The organism is Micromonospora aurantiaca ATCC 27029 (assembly GCF_000145235.1).
GTDB lineage: Bacteria > Actinomycetota > Actinomycetes > Mycobacteriales > Micromonosporaceae > Micromonospora > Micromonospora aurantiaca.
Genome location: NC_014391.1, coordinates 1542911 through 1566928 on the forward strand (window position 1 = coordinate 1542911; position 24018 = coordinate 1566928).

Consider the following 24018-nt stretch of genomic DNA (forward strand, 5'->3'; position numbering starts at 1 on the left):
GCGTCGCCCGGGCCGGCCCACGGCTCCAGGTCGCCTGCGCGAGCTGGAGCCGTCGTACGTCCCGCCGTTCCTCGTCATCCGGAGAGCAGGTTCTCGTGAGTTCGTCAGTCGCCTCGACGGGACGGGGGGTGGCGTCGACCGGTTCGGCGGCCCGCGCGGTCACCCGGACGCTCAGCGACGACCCGCTCGGCGGCACCGTCCGCCGTACCGTGCTGCCCAGCGGGCTGCGGGTGCTCACCGAGGCGATCCCGGCGATGCGCAGCGTGTCGTTCGGCATCTGGGTGGCGGTCGGCTCGCGCGACGAGACCGGCTCGCAGGCCGGTGCCGCGCACTTCCTGGAGCACCTGCTGTTCAAGGGCACCAACAAGCGCAGCGCGCTGGAGATCTCGTCGCAGATCGAGGCCGTGGGCGGCGAGACGAACGCCTTCACCACGAAGGAGTACACCTGCTACTACGCGCGGGTGCTGGACGAGGACCTGCCGCTGGCCATCGACGTCATGTGCGACCTGGTCGCCGACTCGGTGCTGACCGCCGCCGACGTGGAGACCGAACGCGGCGTCATCCTCGAAGAGATCGCCATGCACGACGACGAGCCCGGCGACGAGGTGCACGACCTGTTCGCCCGCGCCGTCTACGGCGACCACCCGCTGGGCCGGCTCATCTCCGGCACCGAGGAGACGGTCACGCCGATGACCCGGCGGCAGATCCAGGGCTTCTACCGCCGCCGCTACACCGCGCCGCAGATCGTGATCGCCGCCGCCGGCAACCTCGACCACGCCGCAGTGGTCAAGCTGGTCCGGCAGGCGCTGCGCGGCACCCCGCTGGACACCGACCCGGCGTCGCCGGCGCCGCACCGCGCGGCCACCCCGACGGTACGCACCAAGCCGGCCACCACGCTCGTCGAGCCGAAGGAGACCGAGCAGGCGCACGTCATCCTCGGCTGCCCGGGGATCGACCGCACCGACGACAGGCGGTTCGCGCTCGGCGTGCTCAACAACGTGCTCGGCGGCGGCATGTCCAGCCGGCTGTTCCAGGAGATCCGGGAGCAGCGTGGCCTGGCGTACTCGGTCTACTCCTACGCCAGCCAGTACGCCGACAGCGGCGTGTTCGCCGTCTACGCCGGGTGCGCGCCGGGCAAGGTGGACGAGGTGCTGGACCTGACCCGCGCGGAGCTGGCGCGGGTGGCCGCCGAGGGGATCACCGAGGCGGAACTGGCCCGGGGCAAGGGGATGAGCAAGGGCTCGTTCGTGCTCGGGCTGGAGGACACCGGCTCGCGGATGAGCCGGCTCGCCAAGGGGGAGCTGCTCTACGGCAACCTGATGCCGGTGGACGACCTGCTGGCCCGGGTGGACGCGGTGACGCTCGACGACGTGAACACGCTCGCCGCCGACCTGCTCGGCCGGCCCATGTCGCTTGCCGTGGTGGGTCCGTTCGACTCCGGCAGCTTCACGGCCACGGGCTGAGCGCCCCACCGGTCCTGAGCGCCGCGTCGGTCCGCCGGATCCCGTGCCGGGCGCTGGGATAGGTTGTGGCCCGTGACTGAGCAGCAGAAGACGGCGGCCCGGGTCGGTGTGCTCGGTGCCCGGGGCCGGATGGGCATGGAGGTCTGCAAGGCGGTCGACTCCGCCGCCGACCTGGAGCTGGTTGCGGCCGTCGACCAGGGCGACGACCTGGACGCGGTGGCGCAGGCGGGTGCCGAAGTGGTCGTCGACTTCACCACCCCCGACGCGGTCATGGACAACCTGCGCTGGTGCGTCGAGAACGGCGTGCACGCGGTGGTCGGCACCACCGGCTTCACCGGGCAGCGGCTCGCCGAGGTGCGGGGCTGGCTCGACGACCGGCCCGGCGTAGGCGTGGTGATCGCCCCCAACTTCGGCATCGGCGCGGTGCTGATGATGCAGTTCGCGGCGCGCGCCGCCCGCTACTTCGAGTCGGTCGAGATCGTCGAGCAGCACCACCCGCGCAAGCTGGACGCGCCGAGCGGCACCGCCACCCACACGGCCCGGCTGATCGCCGCCGCCCGCGCCGACGCAGGCCTGGGTCCCGCGCCGGACGCGACCCGCGACGAGGTGGCCGGCGCCCGCGGTGCCGACATCGACGGGGTACGCGTGCACGCGGTACGCGCCACCGGCCTGGTCGCCCACCAGGAGGTGCTGTTCGGCACCACCGGCGAGACGCTCACCATCCGGCACGACTCGTACGACCGGGTGTCGTTCATGCCCGGCGTGCTGCTCGCGGTCCGGGAGGTGGGTCGCCGGCCCGGTCTCACAGTCGGCCTGGACGCCCTGCTCGACTGATCCGTCGCGCGGCGTGCTCCGGCCTGCTGCGGGAAACCGTTTTGCCTGGTCGGCGGCGTGGACCTAGGCTGCTTTCATGATCGATTCCGGACACTCCGACCGCACCGGCCGCCGGGTGACGCTGCGCCCGGTGGACGACGACAACTGGCGGGCCGTGGCGGACGTCGCGCCGCACGACGACCAGCGCGCCTTCGTGGCCGCGCTGGCCGCCCGCTACCTGCTTCTCACCGAGCGCTCGGACGTCTGGAACTCGCTGGCCGTCTACGCCGACGAGACGGTCGTCGGCCACGTCATGTGGGGCGTGGACGACGACGAGTCGCGCTGGATCGGCGGCATGGTGATCGACGCCGCCGAGCAGGGCCGGGGCCTGGGCCGCGCCACAGTGCGGACGCTCGCCGACTGGCTCGCCGAGGCGGGCCGGCCGATCCGCCTGAGCTACCACCCCGACAACAAGCCAGCCGCCGCCCTTTACACGTCCCTGGGTTTCCACCCCACAGGCGCGATGGAGGACGAAGAACTGGTAGCCGAACTCCCCCCAGCCTGACCCCCACCCTCCCCCTCACCCTCACCCCCCCGGCCTGTACCTGGCCGATCATGAGGTTGGCGGCAGTTGGGGAGATCGAAAAGGCCGCCAACTTCATGATCGACTGGATCGGGGCGGGGTGCGGCGGGTGGGGTGGCGGTCCTGCCCCGTGCCGGGACCGCCGGCCCACCCACGCGAGGGTGGACCGGCGAGACGAGCGGAACTCATCGCTGCGGCGGAAGATTTTCCTCCGGGACTGCCACGTGCAGGCGGACCTGGGGGACCAGCATGTCGTCCACGTCCAGCGCGCGGGCCGCTCCGTCCGGCTCCCAGCCGGTCGAGCCGAGGAACTTCCGGGTCGCGGCGTCGGCGTCGAACGCCCACGCCACCGCCCGGGTCAGACCGTCGGCGCGCCAGTGGTCGACGGCCGCGGCGAGCAGCCGGCTGCCGTGCCCGCGCCGCCCCCACCGGGGCTCGACCAGCAGATCCGTGACCGCGGCGACGTCCGAGCCGAGCGCCTCGGCCGGCTCGTCGGGGGCGAGCGCGTCGGCGTCGGCCGGACCGGAGGCGACGAACCCCACCAGATAGGATTGCGCCGCCTGTTCGACGGCGACCAGCACCCGGTGCGCGCCCGAGGGCGGCTCCTGCACCGCCGCACTCCACCGCCGCGCGAGGTACGCCTCGTCGAGGTTGTCGAGCACGTGCCGTGGCAGGATCCGGCGGTACGCGACCCGCCAGGTCGCGAGCTGGATGCGTGCGATCTCGCCGGCGTCCTCGGGACGCGCGGGCCGGACGTAGCCTGCAGCCATGGCACGTGAGCCTACGCAGGGCGAGGAGGGTGACGGTGGCGCAGGGTGCCGGGCGGACGATCACGCAGGTCGTCGCCGTGGTGGCGCTCGCCGCGGCGGTCACCGTGTTCCTCTCCGTGGCGGCCGTGCGGCACGGCTTCTTCGACCTCCAGGTCTACTACGGCGCGCTGACCTACTGGGCGCGTGACGGCGGGGAGATCTACGACTTCCTGCGCCCCGGCACGCAGTACGGCTTCACCTATCCGCCGTTCGCCGCACTGGTGATGCTGCCGATGGCGTACCTGCCGTGGGGCGCGGCGATCGTGGTGAGCGTGACCGCGACGGTGCTGGCGAGCGCCGTGGTGATCTGGCGGCTGCTGGACCCGGTGGCCCGCCGGTCCGGCTGGACCCGCTGGTTCGCGCTCGCTGTGGCGCTCTGCCTGGCGGCCGCGTACGAGCCGATGCGCGAGACGGTCAACTTCGGCCAGGTCAACATGCTGCTGCTGTTCCTGGTGGCGGTGGACCTGCTGTGGCTGCTGCCGGCGCGCAGCCGCTGGGCGGGCGTGGGCATCGGCCTGGCCACCGCGATCAAGCTGACGCCCGGCATCTTCATCGTCTACCTGCTGGTCACCGGCCGCTGGCGGGCCGCGCTGACCACAGTCGGCACGGCCGCCGTCGCCACGCTGGTGGCCGCCGGTCTCTTCCCGGACGCCTCCCGGGAGTTCTGGACCGAGGCGCTGTGGAACACCGACCGGGTCGGCGAGCTGGCGTTCGTCTCCAACCAGTCGCTGCGCGGGGTGGTCGCCCGGCTCGACCCGCAGCACCCGAGCACGATCGCCTGGCTGGTGCTCGTACTCCTGACGCTCGTGGTGTGGGCGTGGCGTTCGCGGGCGGCGGTGGCCGCCGGCGACGAGGCCACCGGCCTGGCCCTCACCGGTGCCGTGATGTGCCTGGTCAGCCCGGTCACCTGGGTGCACCACCTGGTCTGGCTGCTGCCCGGCCTGATCCTGCTCGTCGACAACGGCATGGCGGCGCCCGCGCGCAGCCGCCGGCGCCGTCTGCTGCTGGCCGCCGCGTTGATCGGGTACGCGCTGCTGTGCAGCCGGATCGTCTGGTCCTGGGAGAAGGACTTCACTGGCGTGGACGGCTTCCTCGGCAGCAACACGTACGTGTGGATCAGCCTGGCGCTGCTGCTCGGGCTGCCGGTCCGGCGCTGGCTCACGCCGGCCGGCGGCGGGCGTCCCGGCGACGGCGTCCCGGCCGGGTCAGCCTCCGGTGGTGTACCGCAGCTCGCGGAGCAGGATCGGGGTGCGGCCACCGGACAGCGGCACCGGGTAGGCGGACTCCTCACCGTCCGGTGAGTGCCCGGCCCGCTCGTAGAAGCGGCGGGCCCGGGCGTTGTCGGCGAGCACCCAGAGCCGGTACCCGGTCCAGCCCCGCTCGGCCAGGCCGTCCCGGGCCGCCGCGAGCAGCGTCCGGCCGGCGCCCGAACCCCAGTGCGCCGGTTCCAGGTAGATCGCCAGCAGCTCGCCGTGCGCCGGGTCGAGGTCGCCGCGGTCCTGGTTGTTCCGGTACGGCCCGAACGTGGTGAACCCGACGATCGTGCCGCCGTCCACGGCGACGAGCGTGGTGAACGGGTGCTCCGGGTCGGCGGTGCCGAGGTCGCGGCGGCGCTGCGCCCAGGCGCGCGGGTTCAGCCGGCTCAGCACCTCCTCGGGCATGATCCCGGCGTACCCGGCCTGCCAGCCGTGGACGTGCACCCGGGCGATGGCCTCGGCGTCGTCCGGTTCCTCCCGGCGAATGGTGAGCACCTGTCCGTTCTATGCCCCGACGGGCGATCGGTCCAGCCGCCGCTCCCGATGTCGTACCGCTGGATTAGGGTCGCCGACGATGGCCGTACCGGAATCGCTCTCCCTCGCCCAGGCCCGCCGGATCGCCCTGGCCGCCCAGGGTTTCGCCGACCCGGCGCCTTCAGGCGTGCCCACCCGCCGCCACCTGCGCCGGGTGCTCGACCGGGTCGGGCTGATCCAGATGGACTCGGTGAACGTGCTCCAGCGCGCGCACTACCTGCCGCTCTACAGCCGGCTCGGGCCGTACCCGACCGCCCTGCTGGACACCGCCGCCTACCGCCGCCCGCGTGAGCTGTTCGAATACTGGGCGCACGAGGCGTCGCTGGTCCCGGTGGGGCTGCACCCGGCGTTGCGCTGGCGGATGGCCAAGGCCCGCGACGAGGCGTGGGGCGGCATGCGCCGGATCGCCGAGGAGCAGCCCGAGCTGGTCGCCTGGGTCCGCGACGAGGTGGCCGCCCGGGGGCCGCTGACCGCGGCCGAGATCGAGCACGACGCCCCGCGGGAGACCGGCAACTGGGGCTGGAACTGGTCGGCCGTGAAGCGGGCGCTGGAGTTCCTGTTCTGGGCCGGCGAGGTCACCGCCGCCGACCGCACCAACTCGTTCGCCCGCCGCTACGACCTGCCCGAGCGGGTGCTCCCGGCCGCCGTGCTGGACGCGCCCACCCCGGGCGACGCCGAGGCGCACCGGTCGCTCGTGTCGATCGCCGCCCGCTCGCTCGGCGTCGCCGCCGAGACGGACCTGCGCGACTACTTCCGGCTGCCGGTCGCCGGGGCGCGGCGGGCGGTGGCCGAGCTGGTCGAGGCGGGCGAACTGACCCCGGTCACGGTGCAGGGCTGGCGGCAGCCGGCCTACCTGCACGCCGACGCGCGGCTGCCCCGCTGGGTACGCGGCAACACGCTGGTCAGCCCGTTCGACCCGCTGGTCTGGGAGCGGGCGCGCACCGAGCGGCTGTTCGGCTTCACCTACCGGATCGAGATCTACGTGCCGGCGCCCCAGCGGGTCTACGGCTACTACGTGCTGCCGTTCCGACAGGGCGAGCGCTTCACCGCCCGCGTCGACCTGAAGGCCGACCGGAAGGCCGGGGCGCTGCTGGTGCCGGCCGCCTGGGTCGAGCCGGGCGCCGACCCGGGGGAGACGGCAGTGGCGCTCGCCGCCGAGCTCTACCGGCTGGCCGGCTGGCTCGGCCTGGACGCGGTCGCCCCGCCCGCCGCGGGCGACCTCGCGGGGCCGCTGGCCGCCGCGCTGGTGGGCGTGGCCGGTGTACGGTGAGCGCGTGACGAGCGTTGACCGGCCTGCCACCGCGCCCGACCCGCACCCCCAGCCGCACCCGCACGGGCACGCGCAGCCGGAGTCCGGATCGCCGTCGCACGCGCTCGCCGGCCCATCTCCGGACGCGTACGCCCCGGCACCCGGCGGGCTGTCGTCGGCCGCCGACGCGCACGATCACGCCCTGGCGCCCGCGTTCGCGCACGCCGGAGCGCACACCCCTGCCGGAGCGCCGGGAGCGCCCGGAGCGCCGTGGCCGGGTTACCCGGTGGCGTACCAGCCGGTCGAGGCCGACCGGTTCACCCGGATGGTGCTGCGCCTGCACGCCCGCGCCCCGCGCTGGGCGGTGCCGCTGGCCGCGCTCGGCTGCGTCGGCCTCGGCATCGCGTACGCCCTGATCAGCGACCCGACCCGCAGCGACCCGGACGCCGCACCGACCTGCCTGCTCAAGCTGACCACGGGGCTGGACTGCCCGGGCTGCGGCGGCACCCGCGCGCTCTGGTACGTGCTGCACGGCGACCTGCCCGCCGCCGCCCGGCACCACTTCCTGTTCGTCTTCGCGCTGCCGTTCCTGGCCTGGCTCTTCGTGGCCTGGGCCGGCAACCGGGCGTTCGGCTGGAAGCTGCCCGAGGTCCAGTTCAGCCCCAAGGTCATCGGCGTGTTCCTGGCCGCGTGGGGGGTCTTCTCGGTCGTCCGCAACCTGCCCTGGGCACCCTTCACCTCGCTCTACGTCTAGCCCTCTCCGCCCTCTCCGCCGGAGCGCTCCCGCTATCCGGGTTCGATGTTCCGCAAAGCGGGATCGGAGAAGATCTTGGAAGCGCAGCGCCCCTATGGGGGCCATTTCCTACCAAGATCTTGAGAGCCGGAGCGGCGATATCGGACGCCTCAGGCCGAGACACCTGGGCGGAGCGCCCGCTGGCCGGCCGCGTGCCCGATTTCCACGCCGGGCGCGGGCCAACTACAGTCGCAGGAATGCCGGAGATGGTTCAGCCCCAGGTCAAGTTGATCGCGTGGACCCAGTTCCAGGCGCCCGAAGAGGTGCCCTGGTCCACCGACGCCGACGGTGGGCAGGCGCTCGCCGAGTTCGCCGGCCGGGCCTGCTACCAGAGCTGGAAGAAGCCGAACCCGGCCACCGCCACCAACGCCGGTTACCTGGCGCACATCCTGGAGGTCGGCCACCTGAGCGTGCTGGAGCACGGCTCGGTGAGCTTCTACTTCAGCGGCGTCTCCCGCTCGTTCACCCACGAGCTGATCCGGCACCGGCACTTCTCCTACTCCCAGCTCTCCCAGCGCTACGTGCCCGAGCGGGACGCGGCGATGGTCGAGCCGTCGGTGATCGCCGACGACCCGGAGCTGCACAAGAAGTTCGTCGAGGCCACCGACGCGGCGGTGCGGGCGTACACCGAGTTGCTGGAAGGGCTGGAGGCCCGCTTCACCGACGAGCCCAACCCGACGCTGCGCCGCAAGCAGGCCCGCCAGGCGGCCCGGGCGGTGCTGCCGAACGCCACCGAGACCCGGATCGTGGTGACCGGCAACTACCGGGCCTGGCGGCACTTCGTGAAGATGCGCGCCACCGAGCACGCCGACGTGGAGATCCGCGAGCTGGCGGTGGAGTGCCTGCGCCAGCTCAAGGGTGTCGCGCCGAACGTCTTCGCCGACTTCGTGATCTCCACCCTGCCCGACGGCTCCGAGGTGGCTGCGTCGCCGCACGCGGAGTGACTCGTCGCCCTTCGCCGCCGGGCCACCGGCGGCCGTCCGCTAGGTTGTGAGCATGACGCACGACCACTCCGCCGCCCCGAGCCGGGGCGCGTCGCGCCCGTTCGGGCGAGTGATGACGGCCATGGTGACCCCGTTCACGCCGGACGGCGGCCTGGATCTCGACGGCGCCGCCCGGCTGGCCGAATATCTCGTCGACGAGCAGGGCAACGACGCGCTGGTGCTCAACGGCACCACCGGCGAGTCCCCGACCACCACGGAGGCGGAGAAGGAGTCGCTGATCCGCACCGTGGTCGAGGCGGTCGGCGACCGGGCCCGCATCGTCGCCGGTGTGGGCACCAACGACACCCGGCACACAGTCGAGCTGGCCACGCAGGCCGAGAAGGCCGGTGCGCACGGCCTGCTGGTGGTCACGCCGTACTACAACAAGCCGCCGCAGGCCGGGCTGCTGCGGCACTTCACCACAGTCGCGGACGCCACCGGCCTGCCGGTCATGCTCTACGACATCCCGCACCGCGCGGGCGTGGCGATCGCCACCGAGACGCTCGTCAAGCTGGCCGAGCACGGCCGGATCGTCGCGGTGAAGGACGCCAAGGGCGACCTGTTCGCCACGTCGGAGGTGCTCAGCCGCACCGACCTGGCCTACTACAGCGGCGAGGACGCGCTCACCCTGCCGATGCTGTCGATCGGCGCGGTCGGCGTGGTCGGCACCTCCACCCACTTCACCGGCGCGCTGACCAAGCAGATGATCGAGGCGTTCGAGGCGGGCGACAACGCCGGTGCGCTCGCCCTGCACCGGCGGTTGCTGCCGCTCTACACCGGCATCTTCCGCACCCAGGGCACGATCCTGGTCAAGGCCGGCCTGGGGGCGCAGGGTCGCCCGGCCGGCCCGGTGCGGCCGCCGCTCGTCGACGCCACCGGTGACGAACTGGCCCAGCTGCGCGCCGACTGCGCCGCGGCGGGCCTGCCCCTGCCCGAATGAATCAACGACACGACGGACGCCGCGCGACGGCGTCGCAGAATGAGGTGACGCGTGACCGAGGCGCACATCGAGGGTGAACTGCCCCCGCCGCTGCCCGAGGGCGGCCTGCGGATCATCCCGCTCGGCGGACTCGGCGCCATCGGCCGGAACATGACCGTCTTCGAGTACGACGGCAAGCTGCTGATCGTCGACTGCGGGGTGCTGTTCCCCGACGTCGAGCAGCCGGGCGTGGACCTGATCCTGCCCGACTTCGGCCCGATCCTGGACCGGCTGGCCGACGTGCAGGCGATCGTGCTCACGCACGGCCACGAGGACCACATCGGCGCGGTGCCGTACCTGCTCGCGCACAAGCCGGACATCCCGCTGGTGGGCTCGCAGTTCACGCTCGCGCTCGTCGAGGCGAAGCTGGCCGAGCGGCGGATCCAGCCGTACACGCTGACCGTGCGGGAGGGCGGCCGGGAACGGCTGGGCCCGTTCGAGTGCGAGTTCTTCGCGGTGAACCACTCGATCCCGGACGCGCTGGCGGTGGCCATCCGTACGCCGGCCGGCCTGGTGCTGCACACCGGCGACTTCAAGATGGACCAGCTTCCGCTCGACGGGCGGATCACCGACCTGGCCGGGTTCGCCCGGCTCGGCGCCGAGGGCGTCGACCTGCTGCTGTCCGACTCGACGAACGCGGAGATCCCCGGGTTCGTCACGCCGGAGCGGGAGATCGGCCCGGTCCTCGACTCGATCTTCGCGAAGGCCAAGGGGCGGATCATCGTCGCCTCGTTCGCCTCGCACGTGCACCGGGTGCAGCAGGTCTTCGACTCGGCCGTCGAGCACGGCCGCAAGGTGGCGCTGATCGGCCGGTCCATGGTCCGCAACATGGGCATCGCCCGCGACCTGGGCCTGCTCAACATCCCGCCCGGCCTGGTGGTCGGGATCGAGGAGGCCACGAACCTGCCGCCCGAGCAGATCGTGCTGATGTCCACCGGTTCGCAGGGCGAGCCGATGAGCGCGCTGGGCCGGATGGCCAGCGGCGACCACCGGCACATCACCATCGCCCCTGGCGACACGGTGGTGCTGGCGTCCTCGCTGGTGCCCGGCAACGAGACCTCGGTCTACCGGGTGATCAACCGGCTCGCCCGGGCCGGCGCCGTGGTGGTGCACAAGGACGTCGCGAAGGTGCACGTCTCCGGCCACGCCCCGGCCGGTGAGCTGCTCTACCTGCTCAACGTGGTACGCCCGAGCAACCTGATGCCGGTGCACGGCGAGTGGCGGCACCTGCGGGCGCACGCCCGGCTCGGCATCGAGTCCGGCGTCGCGCCGGACCGGGTCGTGCTCTGCGAGGACGGCGACGTGGTCGACCTGGTCGAGGGCCGCGCCAGCCTGGTCGGGCGGGTCAAGAGCCGGTACGTCTACGTCGACGGTCTCGCCGTCGGCGACGTCAGCGAGTCGCTGCTCACCGAACGCCGGATCCTGGGCGACGGCGGGTTCATCGCCGCGACGGTCGTGGTCGACTCGGTCACCGGCAAGGTGGTCGCCGGCCCGACCGTCTCGGCGAAGGGCTTCTCCGAGGACCCGGAGGCGTTCAACGCGGTGGTCCCGCTGGTCACCGAGGCGCTGAACCGGGCCGCCGCGGACGGCATCACCGACCCGCACCAGCTCCAGCAGATCGTCCGCCGCACGGTGGGCCGCTGGGTCAACGACGCGTACCGCCGTCGGCCCATGATCGTCCCGACCGTCGTCGAGGTCTGACCCGACCGCGCCGCGCGCCGGTCCACCGTCCGCGGTGGGCCGGCGCCGTCGCTTTCCGGGTACGTCCCGACACGCGGTGTCGAAACGTGGTGACCGCACTCATCCGATCGGCGTCCGTCTCCGTACCTCCCGATGGCCGGCGTGCCCCTGCGCCGGTCGGGAGGAGCGTGGCGGATGGACCGCAGACGGATGACAGCCATCGGCGTACTGGTGGCGGCGGCCGGGTTGACGGCGGCGGTGACCGTACCGTCGTTCGCCGGTGAGGAACCCCGGCGGGCCGCGCCGGCGGCCGACGGCGTCGCCCCGGAGGTCCTGGACGCGATGGGCCGCGACCTCGCGCTGACCCGCGACCAGGCGGTGAAGCGGCTGCGGACCGAGCGGTGGGCGGCCGGCACCGTCACCCGGCTGCGCGGCGAACTCGGCGCCGGATACGGCGGAAGCTGGCTCAGCGCGGACGGCGCCACGCTCACCGTGGCGGTGGCCGACCCGGCCGGCGAGGCGCGGGTACGGGCCGCGGGCGCGGTCCCGAAGCGGGTGGCCCGCGGCGTCGCCGAGCTGGACGCGGTGAAGAGCCGGCTGGACGCGGCGGGCGCCGACGCCAGCCCGGACGTCGCGGGCTGGTACGTCGACGTGGCAGACAACGCGGTGGTCGTGATCGCCCGGCCGGGCGCGGAGGCCGACGGCCGACGGCTCGCCGCCGCCGCCGGGTCGAAGGCCGCGATGGTCCGGGTGCGGACCGCCGACGAGGCCCCGCGCCCGCTGTTCGACGTGCGGGGCGGCGACGCCTACCTGATCAACAACGCGGGCCGCTGCTCGGTCGGCTTCTCAGTGGTCGGCGGGTTCGTCACCGCCGGGCACTGCGGCCGGCCGGGGGACCGCACCACCGGATCCAACCGGGTCGCCCAGGGCACGTTCGCCGCGTCCTCGTTCCCGGGTGACGACTGGGCGTTCGTGCGGGTGAACGCCGACTGGACGCCGCAGGGCGTGGTGACCGACTTCAACGGCGGCGGCACGGTGGCGGTGAACGGCTCCACCGAGGCGCCGGTGGGCGCGTCGATCTGCCGGTCCGGCTCCACCACCGGCACCCGCTGCGGCCTGATCCAGGCGAAGAACGCCACAGTCAACTACCCGGAGGGCACCGTCACCGGGCTGACCCGGACGAACGTCTGCGCCGAGCCGGGTGACTCCGGCGGCGCGTGGCTCTCCGGCGACCAGGCGCAGGGCGTCACGTCCGGCGGATCCGGTGACTGCACCCGGGGCGGCACCACGTTCTTCCAGCCGGTCAACGAGATCCTCCAGCGCAACAACCTGACGCTCGTCACCGCCGGCGACCAGCCCGCGCCCACGCAGCCGCCTGCGGGCGGCGGCGAGACCACCCCGCCCGTGACCGCCGAGCCCACCCCGCCGGCGGACGACACCGAGTGCTCCGGCCAGGTGAGCCGGACCGGCCGGATCGCCGCCGGACGGACCCAGGTCCAGCCGGACGGGCGCTTCTACCGGGTGCCCGACGGCACCCAGGAGGCGTGCCTGTCCGCGCCGGACGGCGCCCGGGTGGTGCTGGAGCTGCAACGCTTCACCGGCGGCGCGTTCCGCACCGTGGCCCGCGCGGCCACCGCCGACGGCACGGCCCGCCTGACCGCCGAGACCCAGGCCGGTGCGTACCGGTACCGCGTCGTCGGGTTGTCCGGCTCCGGCGAGTACACGCTGGCGTTCTCCGCCCGCTGACCGCCGCACCCAGACCGCGGCCCCCGATCACCACCGCCCGGTGATCGGGGGCCGCGCCTCGTCTGCGGCACTGTCGGTCGGTGCGGCTCAGGGCAGCGCGGCGACCGCTTCGGCGTACGCGGTGCCGGTGCGGACCGCGGCGGCCACCAGCACCGCGAGCTGCGCCGGGGCCACCCCGCAGGACAGGTCGGTGGAGATGCCCGCGGCCAGCACCAGCGTCCCGTCGCCGGGCTCGTGCACGTACGCGGCGGGCAGCAGCCGGTCGTGGTTCCAGGCGTTGCAGAACGCGTACGCCTCGGCGCGCCGACCGGCCGGCAGCCGCCGCTCCGCCACCACCCGGGCGTGCAGCACGTCGCCGTCTCGGCCGAGCAGGCGGAACTGGATCGTGGCCTCGCCCCACCGTCCGGCGAGCGTGCCGTCCGGCTCAGGCGTGTACGGCTCGCCCCGGGCGTCGAGCGCGGCGGCGAGCAGCGCCGCGTCCAGCGGGGCCGGTTCCTCCGGCCCGGGCAGCAGGGGTTCGGCCGGATCATCGGCGTCCGGCTCCTCGTCGAACTCGCTCTCGGCAGCCAGCGACACCGGCGCGGCGAGCGGCCGTTCGGCCAGCCAGGAGGCGATCCGGCCGGACTGGTGCCCGGTGCCGTTGCGGGCGTCGAAGCTGCCGGCGAGCGCCGTCGCCAGCGCCTGCAACTGCGTACCGAGCGTCGCCACGTCCACCTCGGCCGCCGGCCGGGAACCGTGCCCCGGGCGGTGGATGCGCCGCCCGCCCAGCCCGGCCTCGGCGGCCAGTCCGCACAGCAGCGCGCCCGCCGCGGCGAACTCCATCGCGGCCAGGTCGTCGGAGGGGCGGTCCAGCTCGGGCAGCTGCTCGGTGAGGATCTCCAGCCCACGATGCAGGTAGCCGCCCAGCGCGCAGAAGCGCAGATGTGCGGCGAGCAGCGGGAACGCCGTCTTCTCGCTGCGGTGCCGGCGGTACGCGCGCACGTGCGCCCGGGCCGCCCGCGTCACCGCGCCGGTACGCAGCCACGGCAGCAGCCCCACGGCGAGCGCCCGTTCCGGCTGGTCGGTGCAGGCCGTCGCCCCCGCCGCTGCCGCCTGCCGTTCGCCGCGCCGGGTCGGTACCGACTGCGGCTCGACCCAGCCGGTCAGCGCCGGTGCCAGCGCCGCCAGTGCCGCCTCCGGCTCGCCCCAGCCGGCCAGCAGGTCGGCCCGCCGCGCCGGGGCGCACCCCGCACACCCGCCCACCGGGTCGTTCGCGTCCGCCGCCGACCAGCGCTCGTACGCCCGCCGGGCCGCCGGCTCGTCGCCGAGGTGGTCGGCGAGCCGGCAGCGCAGCTCCGCCACCGGCGCGGCGTCCTCGCCCAGTTCCCCGGCGAGCGCGTCCAACAGGGAGCGGGCCTGGTCCAGACCCACCCGGGGCGTGCCGAACGACGCCTCCACCGCCTGCCGCTGATGCCGGCGCAACCGGGTCAGCTCGTCCGGGCGGGCGTCCAGCAGCCCGGGGTGCCCGTCCAGCGTGGTCCGCATCCGCCGGACCGGCTCCACCGCCCGCCACCGCTCGCCCCGGTGCAGGTACGCCTCGACCAGCGCGAACCGTGCCGACAGGGCGGTACGCGGGTCGCCGGTGGCGTCCGCCCGCGACGCGATCCGCTCCAGCTCGGCGCAGCGCTCCGCGCCGTCGGGCCGGTCCCGGGCGTCGGCGAGCGCGGCGGCCAGCCCCCGGTCGCGTGCCGTGGTCACCGGAGCGTCCCGCCGGCCAGCTCGTCGACGGCGGCGGCGAGCTGGCACCCGGTGGTCACGCCACAGTCGACGAGCCGGTCGAGCTGGTGCGGCGTCACCCCGCGCTCCAGGTCGGTGGTGACCTCGCCGCACACCTGGGCCGACCCGTCGTCGGCGACGTGCACGTACGCCTTGGGCCAGAGCCGGTCGTGGTTCCACGTGTTGCAGAAGGCGTGCAGCTCGGGCACGCGCTCGATGCCGAAGTGGTCCGCGACGACTGTGCGTACCTGGAGCAGCTCACCGGCCACGCCCCGGCGGTGGAACCAGATCAGGTTCCGCTCCCAGCGGCCCACCAGCGCGCCGTCGGGTTCCTCGACCACCGCGTACCCCCGGTGGCCGAGCACGGCGGCGATCAGCTCGCCGGTCAGCGGGCGCAGTTCCTGCGGGTGTCCGGCCAGCGGACCGTCCGGACCGTCCTCGATCTCCGGCGACGCCATCGGGCATCCCTTCTGAGGCGAATAACACAAACGACGGTCCGACCCGTGCTGCGACGCGCGGACACGACCCGGAAAAGCGGCGATCCACCGGGTGCCGCCGTTACCGTGACTCTATGGCGGGCCGTACCTCTCAGGCGAGCCGGCGGCGCGGCGCGTCGCCGCGTGGCACCACGAACAACCGCGCCCGGCAACCGGCGAAGAAGGCGGCGGCGCGGAAACCGGCGCGTCGGCGCCCGGCTCCCGGGCCGAGCCCGGCCGCGTTCGTCGGCCGGGCGGTCGGTGCCGTCTGGATGGGACTTGCGCACACGGTCGGCTGGACGTTCCGGGCGGCCGGGCGGCAGGCCGCGTCCACCCGGGAGCTGGATCCGGAGCACCGCCGCGACGGCGCCGGGCTGCTGCTGTTCGGCCTGGCCATCCTCAGCGCGGTGGGCATCTGGGGCGGCGGCGCCGGGCCGGTGGGCCGGCACCTGGCCGACACCGTACGGCTGTTCATCGGCGCCATCTCGATAATCCTTCCGGTGCTGTTCATGGTCGGCGCGTGGCGGCTGATGCGGACCCCCGCCGACCCCGAGCACCGCGGTCGCGGCCTGGTCGGCTGGGGCTCGATGATGCTGGCGACCGCCGCGATGCTGCACATCGGGCAGAACCCGGTCGACGAGGTCCAGCGTGACTTCGCCGGCGGTCTGATCGGCGCGGGCGTGGGCGACCTGCTGAAGTCCGCGGTGACCGCCTGGGTGGCCATGCCGCTGCTGCTCCTGCTGCTGGTGTTCGGCCTGCTCGTGGTCACCGCGACGCCGATCAACAAGATCCCGGAGCGGCTCGGCCTGCGCGCCGACCCGGCCGGGGCGGACGCCGACGAGGAGTCCGCCGAGGACGAGGCGCCGGCGAAGCCCGCCCGCAAGCGGCCCGCGAAGCGGATGCCGCCGCCGCTGGAGCCGCTGGACCCGGACGACGAGCTGGCAGGCGTCGACCTCCAGGAGACGCTGGTGCTGCCGCGCAAGCCGCCGAAGGTGCCGGCGAACCGCAAGCCGGTCGAGCCGCCGGAGCACTCGCCGCTGCCCACCCGCGCCGAGCAGCTCGCGCTGACCGGGCTCGCCGGCGACTACACGCTGCCGCCGGCGAACCTGCTCGGCAGCGGCGCCAAGCCGAAGAGCCGCAGCAAGGCCAACGACGAGGTGATCGCGGCGCTCACAGGCGTCTTCGAGCAGTTCGACGTGGACGCCGCCGTCACCGGCTTCACCCGCGGCCCGACAGTCACCCGGTACGAGGTGGAGCTGGGCCCGGGCGTCAAGGTCGAGCGGATCACCCAGCTGTCCCGCAACATCGCGTACGCGGTGAAGTCGCCGGACGTCCGCATCCTCAGCCCGATCCCGGGCAAGAGCGCGGTCGGTGTGGAGATCCCGAACACCGACCCGGAGAACGTGTCGCTCGGCGACGTGCTGCGCTCCCGCGAGGCGACGAGCGACCACCACCCGATGGTGGTGGCGCTCGGCAAGGACATCGAGGGCGGCTACGTGGTGGCCAACCTCGCGAAGATGCCTCACATTCTCATTGCGGGAGCCACCGGCGCGGGCAAGTCGTCCTGCCTCAACTCGCTGCTGGTGTCCGTCCTGACCCGGGCCACGCCGGACGAGGTGCGGCTGCTGCTGATCGACCCGAAGCGGGTCGAGATGACCGGCTACGAGGGCATCCCGCACCTGGTCACGCCGATCGTGACCAACCCGAAGAAGGCGGCCGACTCGCTGGAGTGGGTCGTCCGCGAGATGGACATGCGCTACGACGACCTCGCCGCCAACGGGGTCCGGCACATCGACGACTTCAACCGCAAGGTGCGCAACGGCGAGATCAAGGCGCCGCCGGGCAGCGAGCGGGAGATGCGGCCGTACCCGTACCTGCTGGTGATCGTGGACGAGCTGGCCGACCTGATGATGGTCGCGCCGCGCGACGTGGAGGACTCCATCGTCCGGATCACCCAGCTCGCCCGGGCCGCCGGCATCCACCTGGTGCTCGCGACCCAGCGGCCCTCGGTCGACGTGGTCACCGGCCTGATCAAGGCTAACGTGCCGTCCCGGCTCGCGTTCGCCACGTCCTCGCTGGCCGACTCCCGGGTCATCCTGGACCAGCCGGGCGCGGAGAAGCTGCTCGGCCGTGGCGACGGCCTGTTCCTGCCGATGGGCGCGTCGAAGCCGCAGCGCATCCAGGGCGCCTGGGTCACCGAGCGCGAGATCGCCGACGTGGTGAAGTTCTGCAAGGACCAGCGCGAGCCGGAGTTCCGCCCGGACGTGCTCGCCCCGGCGCAGGACAGCAAGAAGAAGATCGACGAGGACATCGGCGACGACCTGGACCTGCTCGTGCAGGCCGTCGAGCTGGTGGTCACCTCGCAGTTCGGGTCGACCTCGATGCTCCAGCGCAAGCTGCGGGTCGGCTTCGCCAAGGCGGGCCGGCTGATGGACCTGATGGAGACCCGGGGCGTGGTCGGCCCGTCCGAGGGCTCCAAGGCCCGCGACGTGCTGGTCAAGCCGGACGAGCTGGAGGAGGTCCTGGCCGGCCTGCGTGGCGGCGAGGACTGACCCGTACACGCGAACGGGCCCGCCGGTCGTCCCGGCGGGCCCGTTCGCGGTTCGGCGGTCTCAGTTGGTGAGGACCACGTAGCTGATGATCATGCCGATCACGGCGCCGGCGACGCTCGCGGCAGCGGCGTACCAGCCCAGCGGCTTGTCACCGAGGACCGCGCCGACGATGCCGAGCACGAGGCCGACCAGGCCGAACAGCGGCGGCAGGATGAAGATCGCGATGGCCGCGAAGACGAACGCGATGATCGTGCAGATCCGGGCGGCGCTGCTGCGCGGACGGGCGGTGGCGTGGATGTCGGCCATGGTTTCCTCCGTGGGTGATCTCGCTACGTGTCGACGGGAGATCGGGTACCCCGGCCGCCGTACCGTCCAAACCGGAGGCGGCATCGATCAGGCGAACAGCTTCAGTCCGATCACACCGGCCACCACCAGCAGCAGGCAGGCCACGCGCGGCAGGTTGACCGGCTCGCCGAGCGCGAGCATGCCGACCAGCGCGGTACCCACGGCGCCGATGCCGACCCACACCGCGTAGCCGGTGCCGACCGGGATGTCGCGCAGCGCGTACGCCAGGCCGGCCATGCTGCCGACCAGGGTGACGGCGAAGACGGCGGAGGGGAGCGGACGGGTGAAGCCGGCGCTGCGGTCCAGCGCGATCGCCCACGCGGTCTCCAGGAGTCCGGAGATCACCAGCACGATCCAGGCCATGGGACATCACCTCTGACGGGCGGGCCCGGCGCGGAGCGGGCCGGGCGACGGTTAGGTCACGCGGGGCGTCTTGGCCTGACCGGGTACGCCCACCACTCGTCCGGGACGGCCCGCGGGCCGTCGTGGCCGACGGTAGCACCGGGCGGGCCGGGTCGGCGGCGGGGTGAGAAAGCCCACCATGAGTGGAGTTGACGTCAACTTCAGGTTGCACGATGGAACGCATGACCGTGCTCTTCTCCGACGACGACGTCGCGGCCGCCGTGGACGCCCCGCTCACCGTCGCGGCCATGCGCGACGCGCTGCTGGCCGCGCACGCCGGGCGGCTCATCGCCCCGCCCCGGGCGTCCGCGCCGCTGGGCGGGGGCCGGATGGTGCTCACCGCCGGGCACCTCACCGGGCAGTGGTACGGCTTCCGCTCGTACGACACGTTCGGCCACCCGGAGAGCGGTCAGCTCGTCGTGCTGCACGACGCGGCCACCGGCGCGGTACGCGCCATCGCCGTCGGCGAGGAACTCGGCTCCCGGCGTACCGGAGGACTCGGTGGCGTGGCGGTGGACGCCCTGGCCCGCGCGGACGCCGCCACGATCGGCGTGGTGGGGTCCGGCCGGCAGGCGTGGACCCAGGTCTGGGCCGCGGCGGCGGTCCGGCCGCTGCGCGAGGTGACGGTGTTCAGCCGCTCGGCGGCCCGGCGGGACGCGTTCGCCGCGCGGGTCCGCGCCGAGCTGGGTGTGCCGGCCCGCGCCGTCGGCTCGGCCGCCGCCGCGGTACGCGACCGCGACGTCGTGGTGCTCGCCACCACCAGCACCGTCCCGGTGCTCGACGCCGCCGACCTGGCCCCCGGCACCCACGTCAACACGGTTGGCTTCAAGCAGGTCGACAGGCACGAGTTCGGCCCCGACCTGCTCGACGCCGCCGACCTGCTGGTCACCGACTCACCCGGGCAGGCAGCCGCGTACGTCCCGCCGATGCTCGCCGCCGTCGAGCCGTACGCCGGGCGGCTGCGCGACCTGGGCGCGGTGCTGGCCGGCGCGGCTCCCGGCCGGACCACCGCGGACCAGATCTCGGTCTTCTGCTCCACCGGCCTGGCCGGCACGGAGGTGTTCCTCCTCGATCGGCTGGCCCGGGTGGCCGTGTCCGCGCGCTGACCCTGGCCGGACGGGTGCGCGGCGCACCGGAACCGGCCCGGTACCCTCGGATGGTGTCTGCCTCCTCCTCCACCCCGCGATCCGACGGGCGCCGCGTCGCCCTGCTGACCCTCGGCTGCGCCCGCAACGAGGTCGACTCGGAGGAGCTGGCCGCCCGGCTAAACGCCGACGGATGGCAGGTCACCACCGACGGCGAGGGCGCCGACGTGGTGGTGGTGAACACGTGCGGGTTCGTCGAGAAGGCCAAGCAGGACTCGATCCAGACGCTGCTGGCCGCCGCCGACACCGGCGCGAAGGTCGTCGCCGCCGGGTGCATGGCCGAGCGGTACGGCCGTGAGCTGGCCGACAGTCTCCCCGAGGCGCAGGCCGTGCTCAGCTTCGACGACTACCCGGACATCGCCGCCCGCCTCGACTCGGTGCTCGCCGGCGAGGCGATCGGCGCCCACACCCCCCGCGACCGGCGGGAACTGCTGCCGCTGACCCCGGTGAAGCGCCGCGACGCGGCGGTGTCGCTACCAGGGCACGGCACCCCGGCCCGGGTCGCACCGGAGACCGACGCGCACACCCCGGCCCACCTGCGGCAGGTGCTGCGGCACCGGCTCGACACCGGCCCGGTGGCCTCGCTGAAGCTCGCCAGCGGCTGCGACCGGCGGTGCGCGTTCTGCGCCATCCCTGCCTTCCGCGGCGCTTTCGTCTCGCGTACCCCGGACGAGCTGCTCGCCGAGGCCGAGTGGCTGGCCAAGACCGGCGTCCGCGAGCTGGTGCTGGTCAGCGAGAACTCCACCTCGTACGGCAAGGACCTGGGCGACCCCCGCGCGCTGGAGAAGCTGCTGCCGCAGCTCGCCGCGATCGACGGGATCGTGCGGGTCCGCGCCAGCTACCTCCAGCCGGCCGAGACCCGGCCCGGCCTGGTCGAGGTGATCGCCACCACGCCGGGCGTGGCCGCGTACTTCGACCTGTCGTTCCAGCACTCCAGTGAGCCGGTGCTGCGCCGGATGCGGCGCTTCGGCTCCACCGACCGGTTCCTGGAACTGCTCGCCTCCGCCCGCGCGCTGGCGCCGGACGCGGGCGCGCGCAGCAACTTCATCGTCGGCTTCCCCGGCGAGACGAAGCAGGACGTGGCCGAGCTGGTCCGGTTCCTGACCGAGGCGCGGCTGGACGCGATCGGCATGTTCGACTACAGCGACGAGGACGGCACCGAGGCCGCCGGCCTGACCGGCAAGGTCTCCGCCGCCACGATCAAGCGGCGGTACGACAAGCTCAGCGCGCTGGCCGACGAACTCTGCTCGCAGCGCGCCGAGGAACGCCTCGGCGCGACGGTGGAGGTGCTCGTGGACTCGACCGCCGACGGGGTGGTGGAGGGGCGGGCCGCCCACCAGGCGCCCGAGGTCGACGGCTCGACCACACTCGTCGCGCCCGTCGGCGGCGGCGTCGATCTGGCCGCGCTGCGCCCCGGTGACCTGGTCCGGGCCACGGTGACGGCGACCGAGGGCGTGGACCTGGTAGCCGTACCGGATGAGATGATCTCGGCGGCGCCCGGCGCGGTACGGTGACGGCGGGCCCTGATGGAGCGGGGAAGCCACGTGGGGCGATGCGGGACATGACGGGAGCGGAGTCGACGGCGGCTGCCCCCGTACCGCTGCTCAACGCGGCGAACCTGCTCACCGGCGCGCGCCTGGTACTGGTGCCGGTCTTCGTGGCCACCGTGATCGCCTCCGGCATGAGCAACGCGGGCTGGCGGACGGCCGCCTGCGTGATCTTCGTGGTGGCCTCCGCGACCGACCTGGTCGACGGCTGGATCGCCCGCCGGTACGAACTGGTCACCTCGCTCGGCAAGGTGGCCGACCCGATCGCCGACAAGGCGCTCACCGGCGCCGCCCTGGTGCTGCTCTCCTTCTACGACCGGCTGCCCTGGTGGGTGACCGTGGTGATCCTGGTCCGCGAGCTGGGCATCACCGGGCTGCGCTTCTGGGTGATCCGGCACGGGGTGATCGCCGCCAGTCGTGGTGGCAAGGTCAAGACCGCGCTGCAGATCCTGGCCATCACCTGGTATCTCTGGCCGATGCCGGAGGCGCTCGCCGCGATCGGACCGTGGATCATGGGGGCGGCCGTCGTGGTCACCGTGGTCACCGGGTTCGACTACATCGCCCAGGCGTTGCGACTGCGCCGCCCGGCCCGTTGAGCCGGTCGGCGGGTCAGTCGGTCCGGGCGGCGGGTCAGTCGGTCCGGGTCGAGGGTCCGTCGGCCCGGACGGCGGACGAGTAAGCCGGCGTGGGGCGGGAAATGGGGGCGGGCATGGACACCGACGCGAGTAACCAGCGGCCCGCCGGCAGCCCGGCGGCCGCCGTGGTGCACCGCCTGCACGAGTGCGGCGAGACGCTGGCCACCGTCGAGTCGCTGACCGGCGGCCTGCTCGCCGCCGCGATCGTGGAGATCGCCGGGGTCAGCTCGATCTACCGGGGCGGCATGGTGGTCTACGCCACCGAACTCAAGGCGACGCTCGCCGGCGTACCGGAGGACCTGCTGGCCGACCGCGGCCCGGTCGACCCGGACGTGGCGGCGGCGCTGGCCGAGGGCGGACGGCAGCGCTGCGGCGCCGACTGGGGCCTGGCCACCACCGGTGTGGCCGGTCCGGAGCCGCAGGGCGACAAGCCCGTCGGCCTGGTCTACGTGGCGGTCGCCGGGCCGGACGGCACCGAGGTGCGCCGGCTCGACCTCGACGGCGGCCGCGACCACATCCGCTCGGCTGCCGTGATCGAGGCGCTGCGGCTGCTCGCCGACCGCATCGAACTCCCCGCCGACACCGACGCCGCCGAGGCGGCGGGGGCGGGCCGCCGGTGAGCCCGCGCGGCGCCGACACGCCCGGCGGCGGGATCGCCGGACCTGTCGATCCGCCCGGATTTTCAGAGGCGGGGTGGGATGTCGTCGTGGCGACCAACGGGTACGGTTGCGGGAAGGCTCCGGCGGTCGCCGTCGGCGCCGGGGCGGTCCGCCGCGTCCGGCGCGACGTGTTCCGGCCGGAGATGGTGGTCCCGTTCAGGGGGAGGTGCGATGGTCCTGCTACGCCGGGTGATCGGTGACGCGCTGCGAGCACGCAGGCAAGGGCAGCACCGCACCCTCCGCGAGGTCTCCTCCGCCGCCAACGTCAGCCTCGGCTACCTCTCCGAGATCGAACGCGGCCAGAAGGAACCCTCCAGCGAGCTGCTGGCCGCGATCTGCGACGCGCTCGGCGCCCGCCTGTCCGAGCTGCTGCGCGAGGTGAGCGACACGGTCGCCCTGGCCGAGCAGATGCCCGGCGTGCTGGTGCCGGTGACCGACGAGCGGGTCGAGCCGGCCCCGGTGGGCCCGTCCGCCGTGCGCAAGGCCACCAACCGCGGTGTCCGGCAGGTCACCTCCGACGGCGGGGTCGCCGTCCAGGTCCGGCAGGACTCGCCGCTCAAGGCCACGCTGCGCAGCACCCGCGTACGCCCCGCCGAGCGGGATGTGGTCTGCGCCGCCTGACCCCGGCTGTCACGTCGTGGGCAGTGCTGGCGTTCGCGTCGTACTGTTGATCAGGAGCGTACGGGTGCCGGAGTGGCGTCCGGCTGGGACGATGTAGGCGCGACGCTACTGAGGGGACGAGGCGGAGATGGCGAACCCGTTCGTCAAGGGTTGGAAGTACCTGATGGCGCTCTTCGGCGCGAAGATCGACGAGCACGCCGATCCGAAGGTGCAGATCCAGCAGGCCGTCGAGGAGGCACAGCGCCAGCACCAGGCGCTGGTGCAGCAGGCGGCAGCGGTGATCGGCAACCAGCGCCAGCTGGAGATGAAGCTGTCCCGGCAGATGACCGAGGTGGAACAGCTCCAGGGCAACGCGCGGCAGGCGCTGGCGGTGGCCGACCAGGCGCGGGGCCGGGGCGACGAGGCCGAGGCCGGGCGCTACGAGCAGACCGCCCAGATGCTGGCCACCCAGCTGGTCTCCGCGGAGCAGGCGCTGGAAGACCTCAAGACGCTGCACGACCAGGCGCTCGGCGCGGCCGCACAGGCCCGCAAGGCGGTCGAGAACAACTCGATGATCCTCCAGCAGAAGCTGGCCGAGCGCACCAAGCTGCTCAGCCAGCTGGAGCAGGCCAAGATGCAGGAGAGCGTGGCCCGCTCGCTGGAGTCGATGTCGTCGCTCACCGCGCCCGCCAACACCCCCTCGCTGGACGAGGTCCGTGACCGGATCGAACGCCGCTACGCCACCGCGATGGGCCGGGCCGAGCTGGCCGGCAACTCGGTCGAGGGCCGGATGCTGGAGATCCAGAAGGCCACGCTCGACTCGGCCGGATCGGCGAGACTGGAGCAGATCCGGTCGAGCATGGCCGGCGAGCAGCTCGGCAGCCGGTCCGAGACCCCCGCCGTGGGGCAGCCGGCCGATCCGGCAGCCGCGGCCCGTCTCGACGAGATCCGGGCCAGCATGAGCCGGGAACGCGGCACCGGGGAGACCACTACCGGCTGACGGAGGGGCGGACA

The 24018-nt window shown here is 73.8% G+C and carries 23 protein-coding genes and 1 riboswitch; of the genes, 17 read left to right on the plus strand and 6 right to left on the minus strand.

What is annotated here, in order from left to right; all coding sequences use genetic code 11:
• Positions 1-95 precede the first annotated feature (95 nt).
• The 3 genes from MICAU_RS07430 to MICAU_RS07440 all read left to right on the plus strand — a co-directional run bounded on the left by MICAU_RS07430 (position 96) and on the right by MICAU_RS07440 (position 2841).
• Complete coding sequence (locus MICAU_RS07430; RefSeq protein WP_013284680.1) at positions 96-1463, plus strand: M16 family metallopeptidase; 1368 nt, start codon at positions 96-98, stop codon at positions 1461-1463.
• Between the two features lie 72 nt (positions 1464-1535).
• Complete coding sequence (dapB, locus tag MICAU_RS07435; protein ID WP_013284681.1) at positions 1536-2297, plus strand: 4-hydroxy-tetrahydrodipicolinate reductase; 762 nt, start codon at positions 1536-1538, stop codon at positions 2295-2297.
• Positions 2298-2373: 76 nt separating this feature from the next.
• Positions 2374-2841 (plus strand): GNAT family N-acetyltransferase, encoded by a 468-nt coding sequence (locus tag MICAU_RS07440; protein ID WP_013284682.1) that lies wholly within the window; start codon positions 2374-2376, stop codon positions 2839-2841.
• A 203-nt stretch (positions 2842-3044) separates the two neighbouring features.
• Here MICAU_RS07440 and MICAU_RS07445 read toward each other — a convergent pair whose 3' ends face one another.
• Positions 3045-3629, minus strand: a complete 585-nt coding sequence (locus MICAU_RS07445; protein ID WP_013284683.1) for a GNAT family N-acetyltransferase — start codon at positions 3627-3629, stop codon at positions 3045-3047.
• A gap of 35 nt (positions 3630-3664) precedes the next feature.
• Here MICAU_RS07445 and MICAU_RS07450 point away from each other — a divergent pair, with 35 nt between their 5' ends.
• The gene (locus MICAU_RS07450; RefSeq protein ID WP_013284684.1) at positions 3665-4969 is read left to right on the plus strand and encodes a glycosyltransferase family 87 protein; all 1305 of its coding nucleotides are present in this window, start codon (positions 3665-3667) and stop codon (positions 4967-4969) included.
• Here MICAU_RS07450 and MICAU_RS07455 read toward each other — a convergent pair.
• On the minus strand, positions 4874-5419 hold the full coding sequence (locus MICAU_RS07455; RefSeq protein ID WP_013284685.1) for a GNAT family N-acetyltransferase: 546 nt from the start codon (positions 5417-5419) through the stop codon (positions 4874-4876). The two genes, MICAU_RS07450 and MICAU_RS07455, sit on opposite strands and share 96 nt — an antisense overlap.
• A 79-nt stretch (positions 5420-5498) precedes the next feature.
• Here MICAU_RS07455 and MICAU_RS07460 point away from each other — a divergent pair, with 79 nt between their 5' ends.
• The 6 genes from MICAU_RS07460 to MICAU_RS07485 all read left to right on the plus strand — a co-directional run bounded on the left by MICAU_RS07460 (position 5499) and on the right by MICAU_RS07485 (position 12888).
• Complete coding sequence (locus MICAU_RS07460; protein ID WP_013284686.1) at positions 5499-6728, plus strand: winged helix-turn-helix domain-containing protein; 1230 nt, start codon at positions 5499-5501, stop codon at positions 6726-6728.
• A 181-nt stretch (positions 6729-6909) separates the two neighbouring features.
• A complete protein-coding gene (locus MICAU_RS07465; RefSeq protein WP_047893768.1) occupies positions 6910-7461 on the plus strand; it encodes a DUF2752 domain-containing protein in 552 nt (183 codons plus the stop codon).
• Positions 7462-7706: 245 nt separating this feature from the next.
• Entirely contained in the window at positions 7707-8444 is a 738-nt protein-coding gene (gene thyX / locus MICAU_RS07470) for an FAD-dependent thymidylate synthase (protein ID WP_013284688.1), read from the plus strand.
• A gap of 52 nt (positions 8445-8496) precedes the next feature.
• The gene (gene dapA, locus MICAU_RS07475; protein ID WP_013284689.1) at positions 8497-9423 is read left to right on the plus strand and encodes a 4-hydroxy-tetrahydrodipicolinate synthase; all 927 of its coding nucleotides are present in this window, start codon (positions 8497-8499) and stop codon (positions 9421-9423) included.
• A gap of 51 nt (positions 9424-9474) precedes the next feature.
• Complete coding sequence (locus tag MICAU_RS07480) at positions 9475-11163, plus strand: ribonuclease J (protein WP_013284690.1); 1689 nt, start codon at positions 9475-9477, stop codon at positions 11161-11163.
• A 174-nt stretch (positions 11164-11337) separates the two neighbouring features.
• Complete coding sequence (locus tag MICAU_RS07485) at positions 11338-12888, plus strand: S1 family peptidase (RefSeq protein WP_013284691.1); 1551 nt, start codon at positions 11338-11340, stop codon at positions 12886-12888.
• Positions 12889-12975: 87 nt separating this feature from the next.
• Here the strand turns inward: MICAU_RS07485 and MICAU_RS07490 are convergent, their stop codons facing one another.
• Both MICAU_RS07490 and MICAU_RS07495 read right to left on the minus strand, forming a co-directional pair.
• Positions 12976-14625 (minus strand): type III secretion system chaperone family protein, encoded by a 1650-nt coding sequence (locus tag MICAU_RS07490; protein ID WP_013284692.1) that lies wholly within the window; start codon positions 14623-14625, stop codon positions 12976-12978.
• Positions 14622-15101, minus strand: coding sequence for a type III secretion system chaperone family protein (locus MICAU_RS07495; protein ID WP_013284693.1), 480 nt, complete (start codon positions 15099-15101; stop codon positions 14622-14624). Before MICAU_RS07495 ends, MICAU_RS07490 begins: the two co-directional genes overlap by 4 nt.
• A 113-nt stretch (positions 15102-15214) precedes the next feature.
• Here MICAU_RS07495 and MICAU_RS07500 point away from each other — a divergent pair, with 113 nt between their 5' ends.
• Positions 15215-17671 (plus strand): FtsK/SpoIIIE family DNA translocase, encoded by a 2457-nt coding sequence (locus MICAU_RS07500; protein ID WP_013284694.1) that lies wholly within the window; start codon positions 15215-15217, stop codon positions 17669-17671.
• Positions 17672-17731: 60 nt separating this feature from the next.
• Here the strand turns inward: MICAU_RS07500 and MICAU_RS07505 are convergent, their stop codons facing one another.
• Positions 17732-17977 (minus strand): hypothetical protein, encoded by a 246-nt coding sequence (locus MICAU_RS07505; protein WP_013284695.1) that lies wholly within the window; start codon positions 17975-17977, stop codon positions 17732-17734.
• An 87-nt stretch (positions 17978-18064) separates the two neighbouring features.
• The gene (locus MICAU_RS07510; protein ID WP_013284696.1) at positions 18065-18379 is read right to left on the minus strand and encodes a DMT family transporter; all 315 of its coding nucleotides are present in this window, start codon (positions 18377-18379) and stop codon (positions 18065-18067) included.
• 59 nt (positions 18380-18438) lie between these two features.
• Positions 18439-18504: riboswitch (guanidine-III (ykkC-III) riboswitch) on the minus strand.
• A 96-nt stretch (positions 18505-18600) separates the two neighbouring features.
• Here MICAU_RS07510 and MICAU_RS07515 point away from each other — a divergent pair.
• The 6 genes from MICAU_RS07515 (at position 18601) to MICAU_RS07540 (ending at position 24004) form a co-directional block, all read left to right on the plus strand.
• Positions 18601-19524 (plus strand): ornithine cyclodeaminase family protein, encoded by a 924-nt coding sequence (locus MICAU_RS07515; protein ID WP_030269818.1) that lies wholly within the window; start codon positions 18601-18603, stop codon positions 19522-19524.
• Between the two features lie 50 nt (positions 19525-19574).
• Complete coding sequence (gene rimO, locus MICAU_RS07520) at positions 19575-21077, plus strand: 30S ribosomal protein S12 methylthiotransferase RimO (RefSeq protein ID WP_013284698.1); 1503 nt, start codon at positions 19575-19577, stop codon at positions 21075-21077.
• A 47-nt stretch (positions 21078-21124) separates the two neighbouring features.
• Positions 21125-21706, plus strand: a complete 582-nt coding sequence (gene pgsA / locus MICAU_RS07525) for a CDP-diacylglycerol--glycerol-3-phosphate 3-phosphatidyltransferase (RefSeq protein ID WP_030269816.1) — start codon at positions 21125-21127, stop codon at positions 21704-21706.
• 113 nt (positions 21707-21819) lie between these two features.
• The gene (locus MICAU_RS07530; RefSeq protein ID WP_085985938.1) at positions 21820-22365 is read left to right on the plus strand and encodes a CinA family protein; all 546 of its coding nucleotides are present in this window, start codon (positions 21820-21822) and stop codon (positions 22363-22365) included.
• 210 nt (positions 22366-22575) lie between these two features.
• Positions 22576-23025, plus strand: a complete 450-nt coding sequence (locus tag MICAU_RS07535) for a helix-turn-helix domain-containing protein (RefSeq protein WP_013284701.1) — start codon at positions 22576-22578, stop codon at positions 23023-23025.
• A gap of 127 nt (positions 23026-23152) precedes the next feature.
• Positions 23153-24004 (plus strand): PspA/IM30 family protein, encoded by an 852-nt coding sequence (locus MICAU_RS07540; protein WP_013284702.1) that lies wholly within the window; start codon positions 23153-23155, stop codon positions 24002-24004.
• The last annotated feature ends 14 nt before the right edge of the window (positions 24005-24018 follow it).

Excerpts from the sequence above, each read along its gene's own strand:
- MICAU_RS07440 (WP_013284682.1), top strand. The coding sequence starts at position 2,374 with ATGATCGATTCCGGACACTCCGACCGCACCGGCCGCCGGGTGACGCTG.
- MICAU_RS07445 (WP_013284683.1), bottom strand. The coding sequence starts at position 3,629 with ATGGCTGCAGGCTACGTCCGGCCCGCGCGTCCCGAGGACGCCGGCGAG.
- MICAU_RS07460 (WP_013284686.1), top strand. The coding sequence starts at position 5,499 with ATGGCCGTACCGGAATCGCTCTCCCTCGCCCAGGCCCGCCGGATCGCC.
- thyX (WP_013284688.1), top strand. The coding sequence starts at position 7,707 with ATGGTTCAGCCCCAGGTCAAGTTGATCGCGTGGACCCAGTTCCAGGCG.
- dapA (WP_013284689.1), top strand. The coding sequence starts at position 8,497 with ATGACGCACGACCACTCCGCCGCCCCGAGCCGGGGCGCGTCGCGCCCG.
- MICAU_RS07485 (WP_013284691.1), top strand. The coding sequence starts at position 11,338 with ATGGACCGCAGACGGATGACAGCCATCGGCGTACTGGTGGCGGCGGCC.
- MICAU_RS07495 (WP_013284693.1), bottom strand. The coding sequence starts at position 15,101 with ATGGCGTCGCCGGAGATCGAGGACGGTCCGGACGGTCCGCTGGCCGGA.
- MICAU_RS07500 (WP_013284694.1), top strand. The coding sequence starts at position 15,215 with ATGGCGGGCCGTACCTCTCAGGCGAGCCGGCGGCGCGGCGCGTCGCCG.
- MICAU_RS07505 (WP_013284695.1), bottom strand. The coding sequence starts at position 17,977 with ATGGCCGACATCCACGCCACCGCCCGTCCGCGCAGCAGCGCCGCCCGG.
- MICAU_RS07510 (WP_013284696.1), bottom strand. The coding sequence starts at position 18,379 with ATGGCCTGGATCGTGCTGGTGATCTCCGGACTCCTGGAGACCGCGTGG.
- MICAU_RS07515 (WP_030269818.1), top strand. The coding sequence starts at position 18,601 with ATGACCGTGCTCTTCTCCGACGACGACGTCGCGGCCGCCGTGGACGCC.
- rimO (WP_013284698.1), top strand. The coding sequence starts at position 19,575 with ATGGTGTCTGCCTCCTCCTCCACCCCGCGATCCGACGGGCGCCGCGTC.
- pgsA (WP_030269816.1), top strand. The coding sequence starts at position 21,125 with ATGACGGGAGCGGAGTCGACGGCGGCTGCCCCCGTACCGCTGCTCAAC.
- MICAU_RS07530 (WP_085985938.1), top strand. The coding sequence starts at position 21,820 with ATGGACACCGACGCGAGTAACCAGCGGCCCGCCGGCAGCCCGGCGGCC.
- MICAU_RS07535 (WP_013284701.1), top strand. The coding sequence starts at position 22,576 with ATGGTCCTGCTACGCCGGGTGATCGGTGACGCGCTGCGAGCACGCAGG.
- MICAU_RS07540 (WP_013284702.1), top strand. The coding sequence starts at position 23,153 with ATGGCGAACCCGTTCGTCAAGGGTTGGAAGTACCTGATGGCGCTCTTC.